This window comes from Sphingomonas sp., from assembly GCF_023266535.1.
In the GTDB taxonomy this organism is placed as follows: Bacteria; Pseudomonadota; Alphaproteobacteria; order Sphingomonadales; family Sphingomonadaceae; genus Sphingomicrobium.
In genome coordinates this window covers 25,981-33,123 of record NZ_JAHFPY010000024.1, presented here as the reverse complement: position 1 = coordinate 33,123, position 7,143 = coordinate 25,981, and the positions used below count along the sequence as shown (strand labels likewise).

The following is a 7,143-nucleotide window of genomic DNA, read 5'->3' as shown; positions in this document are numbered from 1 at the left end:
TTATAGCTGGCGACGGTGATGCAGGGGCCAGAGGTCATTGTTGCCCAAACCGCCGCTGCACCGGCTTCGTTCCTTAGACGTCGAGGTTGGCGACGGAGAGCGCATTCTCCTGGATGAATTCGCGGCGCGGTTCGACCACATCGCCCATCAGCCGGGTGAAAATCTCGTCGGCGACATCGGCCTGGTCGGCCTCGACGCGGAGCAGCGAGCGGTTGGACGGGTCGAGCGTGGTTTCCCACAATTGCTCGGCGTTCATCTCGCCCAGCCCCTTGTAGCGCTGGAACTTGAGGCCGCGGCGACCCGCCGCCAGCACCGCGTCGAGCAGTTCAGAAGGCCGCGTGACCTGAATCACCTTGCCCTTGGTCTCCTGCTCCTCGGCAGCTTCTTCGCCCTCTTCGGCCGGCGCTTCTTGAACGGTCGACTGCTTCACGGTCTTGAGCAGGGCCGGAACGGCGTAGGTCGTAGCCTGTTCGGCGGCGAGCGCATGGAGCTTGCGCGCCTCGGCCGAGAGAATGAACGATTGGTCGACCGGATGGGCGTCGGTTACCCCGCGCCATAGCCGCTTCAGCACATATCCGCCCTCGGCCTGCAGTTCGCCGCTCCACTGGCCCTCGGGATCGCCGCGGCCAAGCCACTCGGCAACCCAGGCAATGGCCTGGGCCCGCTTGGACTGGTCGAGCTTGGGATCGAGCGCGCCATTGATCGCCAGCGCTTCGAGCAGCGCCGGATCGTAGCGCTTGGGCGCATAGGCCATGAGCGTGCGGATGCGGCGGGCATGGTCGACCAAAGTCTTGAGGTCACGGCCCGACCGCTGGCCCTCGGCGGTATCGAGGATCATGCCCTCTAGGCCGGCTTCTTCGAGATAGTCGTCGAGCGCCGCGTCGTCCTTCAGGTAAACTTCGGAGCGCCCGCGCGACACTTTGTAGAGCGGCGGCTGGGCAATCATCAGATGGCCCTTCTCGATCAGCTCGGGCATTTGCCGGTAGAAGAAGGTCAAGAGCAGGGTGCGGATGTGCGCGCCGTCGACGTCGGCGTCGGTCATGATCACGATCTTGTGGTAGCGCAGCTTCTCGAGGTTGAATTCCTCGCGGCCGATGCCGGTGCCGAGCGCCTGGATGATCGTGCCGATTTCCTTCGAGCCCAGCATCCGGTCGAACCGCGCCCGTTCGACGTTCAATATCTTGCCGCGCAGCGGCAGGATCGCCTGATACTTGCTGTCGCGGCCCTGCTTGGCCGAGCCGCCGGCCGAGTCACCCTCGACCAGGAACAGCTCGCTCAAGGCCGGGTCCTTCTCGGCGCAATCGTGCAGCTTGCCCGGCAGCGAGGCGATGCCCATCACCGACTTGCGACTGGCTTCGCGCGCCTTGCGGGCAGCTTCGCGTGCCGCGGCGGCATCGATGATCTTGCCGACGATCGCCCGCGAGTGCGCCGGATTTTCCTCCAGCCATTCGGCCAGCTTGTCGGCCATCAGGCTTTCCAGCGGCTGGCGCACTTCGGAACTGACCAGCTTGTCCTTGGTCTGGCTCGAAAACTTGGGGTCGGGCAGCTTGACCGAGACGATCGCGGTCAGGCCCTCGCGCATATCCTCGCCCTGGAGGTTGATCTTCTCGCGCTTCAAGATGCCCGACTTGTCGGCATAATTGTTGAGCGTGCGGGTCAGCGCCGCCCGGAACGCGGCCAGGTGTGTGCCGCCGTCGCGCTGCGGGATGTTGTTGGTGAAGCAGAGGACGTTTTCGTAATAGCTGTCGTTCCATTCCAGCGCGACGTCGATGCCGATGTCGTCACGCTGCCCATGGATGGCGATCGGATCGGGGAACAGCGGGTTCTTGGCCCGGTCGAGATATTTCACGAATGCGGCGATGCCGCCCTCGTAGAACAGCTCATGCTCGATCCGGTCGGCGTGACGCGCATCGGCCAGCACCAGGCGAACGCCCGAGTTGAGGAACGCCAGCTCGCGAAAGCGATGCTCGAGCCGCTCGAAGTCGAACTCGGTGATCTTGAACGTCTCCGGGCTCGGCAGGAAGGTGACGCGGGTGCCCTTCTTTCCCGCGGGCGCCTTGCCGACCACCTTGAGGGGCGCTTCGGCATCGCCGTGACGGAAGCGCATGAAATGCTCTTCTTCGTCGCGCCAGATGGTGAGGTCGAGCCATTCGCTAAGCGCGTTGACCACGCTGACGCCGACGCCGTGGAGGCCGCCGGACACCTTGTAGGCATTGTCGTCGCTGGTGTTCTCGAACTTCCCGCCGGCGTGGAGCTGGGTCATGATGACCTCGGCCGCCGACACGCCCTCTTCGGCGTGGATGCCGGTCGGAATGCCGCGGCCATTGTCCTCGACGCTGACCGATCCGTCGGGATTGAGCGTGATCAGGATCCGGTCGCAATGGCCGGCCAACGCCTCGTCGATGGCGTTGTCGCTGACCTCGAACACCATGTGATGCAGGCCCGACCCGTCGTCGGTATCGCCGATATACATGCCCGGACGCTTGCGCACCGCGTCGAGGCCCTTGAGCACCTTGATGCTGTCGGCGCCATATTCACTTTGGTTCGGATCAGTAGCCATAGGTCTTTCGTAGGGGGAAAAGTCGCAAAAGTCTCACTCAAACGCGCGCGCACGCGTACGCGCGCGAGGAAGGCTATTCAAATATAGGAATTCGCCTGCTTTTTTTGGAGGGCGGGATCATCGATCCCGCCTCCTTGCAGACGAATTCCAACGTTGGAAGGGCGGTTAGCCCTGGGCGCGCTGGAAGCGGCCGGGGCCGCCGCGACGGCCGCCCTTGAACGGTCGCTTGCCTTGCCCGCCCTCGGGACGATGGGCGGGATGGCCGCCGGCCCGTTGCGGATGGCGCTGGCCATCCTGGCGCGGGGCGCCGTCACGACGCGGGCCATTGCGATCGCCATAGCCAGGACGCGGCGCTTCATCGCGCCGCTGCTGCCCGTGCGCGGGGCGCTGGTCATCGCGGCGGCGCTCGCCGCCATTGGTGCCGTTCGGCTGGATAGCGGCACGGGGCGCGGCCGGACGGGCGTTGCGATGACCGCCGTCGCGGCGGCCTGCGCCAAATCCACCGCGGCCGTGGCCGCTACGCTCTTCGCGCTGCGGCGGCAGCTTGAGCGCCTTGAGTGCCTGGGCGGCCGCAACGAAGCCCTCGGGCAGCGGCGAAACCGGCAGCGGCTGACGGATCAGCCGCTCGATGTCGCGCAAATTGATGCGCTCGTCGGGGCTGCAGAAGGCGATCGCCGCGCCGTCGGCGCCGGCACGCGCGGTGCGGCCGATGCGGTGGACATATTGCTCCGGAACGTCGGGCAGGTCGAAGTTGACGACATGGGCAACGCCCGGAATGTCGATCCCGCGCGCGGCGATGTCGGTCGCAATCAGCACCGGCGCCTGGCCGGATTTGAAGGCAGCAATGGCGCGTTCGCGCTGAGGCTGCGACTTGTTGCCGTGGATCGCGGCGGCGGCGATGCCGGCGGCGCCCAGCTGGCGAACGATCTTGTCGGCGCCATGCTTGGTCCGGCTGAACACCAGCGTCCGCTCGGTCCCGGTCTTCTGCAGGAACAGGGTGAGCAGCGCCGACTTTTCGGCCTGGTTCACATGGGTGACGCTCTGGTCGATCCGCTCGACCGTGGTTGCGGCGGGCGTGACCGACACTTCGGCCGGGTTTGTCAAATAGGCGTCGGCTAACTGCTTGATCGCCTTTGGCATGGTGGCCGAGAAGAACAGCGTCTGGCGCGTCTTGGGGACGAGCTGGACGATCCGCTTCAGCGCATGGATGAAGCCGAGGTCAAGCATCTGGTCGGCCTCGTCGAGGACGAGGATTTCGAGCCGCGACAGGTCGATTGCGCGCTGGTCGACCAGATCGAGCAGGCGGCCGGGGGTGGCGACCAGCACGTCGAGGCCGCGGGCGACTTCGCGCACGCTCTTCATCGGCGCGGTGCCGCCGAAGATGACGCCGGTGGTGAGGTTGATGTTGCGCGCATAATTGCGGGCATTGTCGGCGATCTGCGAGGCTAGCTCGCGGGTCGGGGCGAGGACGAGCATGCGCACCCGCTTGGCGATCGGGTGAACCCGCGGATTGGCGAGCCGGTCGAGCGAGGGCAGCATGAAGGCTGCGGTCTTGCCGGTGCCGGTCTGGGCAATGCCCAACAGGTCGCGGCCGGTCAAAACCGTCGGAATGGCTTGCGCCTGTATCGGCGTCGGCACGATGTAATTCTTGGCCGCGAGCGCGTCCAAAAGGGGCTTCGACAGCCCGAGATCGGTGAATTTGGTCAAAAGATGAGTCCAATATGCAAGGCGAACGTCCGCGCCGCAAATGGCACGGACCCGCCGGGGTTTGGTTGAGCACCCCGCGTGAAAAGGAGAGCGTTTAAGCTGGGTCGAGACGCGGGCCGGGACCTCCTGGGAGACCGATCACGCCGCTTGCTAGGCGCCTCGTGTTGCAGTGCAATATAGAGAGAAAGTAAAGAAAGTCCAGTCAGGCAGGCAAAATCGTTCCGGCCTCAACATGAAAACGGGTTGCCGAAGCGCCGATCGCGTCGAACAGCCTCGCCTCGGTTGCCGTCATCCAAACCTGCCCCCGGCCCTCCAACCGCGCGAAAAGCGCCGCACGGCGGCCGGGATCGAGATGGGCGGCGACCTCGTCGAGCAGCAGGATCGGCGGCGCATTTCGGCGTTCGGCAACCAGCTCGGCATGGGCCAGCACCAGGCCGAGCAGCAGGGCTTTCTGCTCGCCGGTCGATCCGTGCGCGGCGGGCTGGCCCTTCGCCACATGGGTGACGATCAGATCCTGTCGGTGAGGGCCTTCCGTCGTCCGGCCAGCCGTAGCGTCGCGGCTCCGGTTGGTCCTGAGGGCGGCAGCGAGGTCGCCGATCTCCCAACGCTCCAGCGCCAGGGCTCCGCGCGGAAAATCATCGTCGGGCAAGTCTGCCATCGCCTCGGTCAGCGCGTTGACGGTGCGAAGCCGTGCTTCCCCAATCGCCGCGCCATGTTCGGCGATTTGCGCCTCCAGGGCCGACAGCCAATCGGGATCGGCGTCGAGCTCGTCCCCCAGCAACTTGTTACGTGCCCGCATGGACGCCTCGTAGCGGGCGGCATGGTGGGCGTGGGCCGGCTCCAGCGCCAGGGTCAGCCGGTCGAGGAAGCGCCGCCGCCCGCTAGCGCTGTCGGTGAACAGCCGGTCCATCGCCGGGGTCAGCCACAGCACGGCCAGCCGCTCGCCCAGCGAATTGACCGTTGCCGCGGCGCCGTTGATTCGTACCTGCCGGCGGTCGGGTGCGGCTTCAGCAGTGCCGGTACCGATGTCGATGTTGTCGTCGAGCCGCGCCGCCACGGCGAAGATGCCGGGGCCATCGCTTCGCGCCATGTCGCCGATCGACACCTGTCTCAGGCCCCGGCCGGGGGTCAGCAGCGACACCGCCTCCAGCACATTGGTCTTGCCCGCGCCATTGGGGCCGCTGAGCAGCACGAAGCCTTGGCCGGCCTCGACCAGCGCGTCGCGATGGTTACGGAAATCGGTCAGGGCAAGGCGGGTGACGGCGGTCATGGACCGCTAGCGCTTAGCCGCGCTGCCCGCGCCGGTCGATGACCTCGAAGTGCGCCGCCCGTTCGTCGAACCGCTTGAGCACCGCCTGAGCGGCGGGCGGAACATGGCTGACCGCATAATCCTCGCCCATAAAGGCGACGACCGAATCCAGGCTGTCGAACCACATCAGGGTCTGGAACTCGACCTCGTCGCCAGCCACGCGGCACATCAGGTCGATGTGGCGGAAGCCGGCAATGTTGCGCGCCTCGATCCCGGGAATCACCTGGCCGCGGACGATTCGCTCATAAGCGTCAGCATTGTCCGGCGTCGTCCAACCGCGCCACAGGCGGCAGATCATCACACCCGCATTGGCATCAGCACATATAGCGCCGCGCTCTTGTCGTTCTCGCGGAGCAGCGTCGGCGCGGCGGCATCGGCCAGATGGACCTCGACCGTATCGCCCTCGATCTCGTGGAGGATGTCCATCAGGTAGCGGGCGTTGAAGCCGATCTCGAGCCCGTCGGCGCCATAGTCGGCCGCCAGTTCCTCGACCGCCAGGCCGTTTTCGGGGCTGGTCACCGACAGCGTCACCCTGTCGCGGTCGACCGCCATCTTGACCGCCCGGGTCTTCTCGCTGGCGATAGTCGACACGCGGTCGACGCCGGCCATGAAGCTTTTCGGGTCGAGCTTTAAGAGCTTGTCGTTCCCGGTCGGGATGACCCGGTTGTAATCGGGGAAGGTGCCGTCGATCAGCTTGCTGGTCAGCACCGCATTGCCGAGCCCGAAGCGGACCTTGGTCGGCGACAGCGAGATTTCGACCGTGCCCTCGACCTCGTCGAGCAATTTCCGGAGCTCGCCGACGCACTTCTTAGGGATGATCACGTCGGGCATGCCTTCGGCGCCCTCGGGCTTGTCGACCGTGACGCGAGCCAGCCGGTGGCCGTCGGTGGCGGCAGCCTTCAGTTTCTCGTCGGCGACATGGAGGAAGATGCCCATCAGATAATAGCGCGTCTCTTCGCTGGAGATGGCAAAGCGCGTCTTGTCGATGATCTGGCGGAGCGTCTGCGCGGGCAGCTCGAACCGGGTCGGCAGCTCGCCTTCGGCGATCACCGGGAAATCGTCGCGCGGCAGGGTCGACAGGTTGAACCGGGCGCGGCCGGCAACAACCTGCATCTTGCCTTCGGACGCGCTGAGCTCGACCTGGCTGCCTTCGGGCAGCTTGCGGACGATGTCGAAGAAGGTGTGGGCGGAGACCGTGGTGGCGCCGGCCTGTCCGACCTGGGCGGGGACGCTCTCGTCGACCTGCAGGTCGAGGTCGGTCGCCATCAGCCTCAAGGAGCCGTCGTCCCTGGCCTCGATCAGCACATTGCTGAGGATCGGGATGGTGTTGCGGCGCTCGACCACCGACTGGACATGGCCCAGGCTCTTGAGGAGGGTCGCCCGTTCGATCGTCGCCTTCATTTCAGCCCCTTCGCGCGCATTTGCAGTTCGTTATAGCGAGGCTGCACCTACGCGGAAGGGGTAATGAGCGTTTTGATACTGCTTGGGGCGGGATCGTTGCCGCACAACAATATATAGTGGGCCGTTAGGCCTTCTTGCCCGGCATCAGCACGCCATCGACGCGGTG

General features: G+C 65.8%; 5 protein-coding genes. All 5 read right to left on the bottom strand.

Features of this window, described 5'->3' with window-relative positions:
- Nucleotides 1-73: 73 nt before the first annotated feature.
- Nucleotides 74-2,560, bottom strand: a complete 2,487-nt coding sequence (gene gyrB / locus Q0C64_RS05490; protein WP_294121378.1) for a DNA topoisomerase (ATP-hydrolyzing) subunit B — start codon at nt 2,558-2,560, stop codon at nt 74-76.
- A gap of 165 nt (nt 2,561-2,725) precedes the next feature.
- Nucleotides 2,726-4,267, bottom strand: a complete 1,542-nt coding sequence (locus Q0C64_RS05485) for a DEAD/DEAH box helicase (RefSeq protein ID WP_294121377.1) — start codon at nt 4,265-4,267, stop codon at nt 2,726-2,728.
- Between the two features lie 202 nt (nt 4,268-4,469).
- On the bottom strand, nt 4,470-5,537 hold the full coding sequence (recF, locus tag Q0C64_RS05480; protein WP_294121376.1) for a DNA replication/repair protein RecF: 1,068 nt from the start codon (nt 5,535-5,537) through the stop codon (nt 4,470-4,472).
- Nucleotides 5,538-5,550: 13 nt separating this feature from the next.
- Nucleotides 5,551-5,874, bottom strand: a complete 324-nt coding sequence (locus tag Q0C64_RS05475) for a hypothetical protein (RefSeq protein WP_294121375.1) — start codon at nt 5,872-5,874, stop codon at nt 5,551-5,553.
- Nucleotides 5,874-6,977 (bottom strand): DNA polymerase III subunit beta, encoded by a 1,104-nt coding sequence (gene dnaN, locus Q0C64_RS05470; RefSeq protein WP_294121374.1) that lies wholly within the window; start codon nt 6,975-6,977, stop codon nt 5,874-5,876. The genes Q0C64_RS05475 and dnaN overlap by 1 nt, the downstream gene beginning before the upstream one ends.
- Nucleotides 6,978-7,143: the final 166 nt, after the last annotated feature.

Excerpts from the sequence above, each read along its gene's own strand:
- gyrB (WP_294121378.1), bottom strand. The coding sequence starts at position 2,560 with ATGGCTACTGATCCGAACCAAAGTGAATATGGCGCCGACAGCATCAAG.
- recF (WP_294121376.1), bottom strand. The coding sequence starts at position 5,537 with ATGACCGCCGTCACCCGCCTTGCCCTGACCGATTTCCGTAACCATCGC.
- Q0C64_RS05475 (WP_294121375.1), bottom strand. The coding sequence starts at position 5,874 with ATGATCTGCCGCCTGTGGCGCGGTTGGACGACGCCGGACAATGCTGAC.
- dnaN (WP_294121374.1), bottom strand. The coding sequence starts at position 6,977 with ATGAAGGCGACGATCGAACGGGCGACCCTCCTCAAGAGCCTGGGCCAT.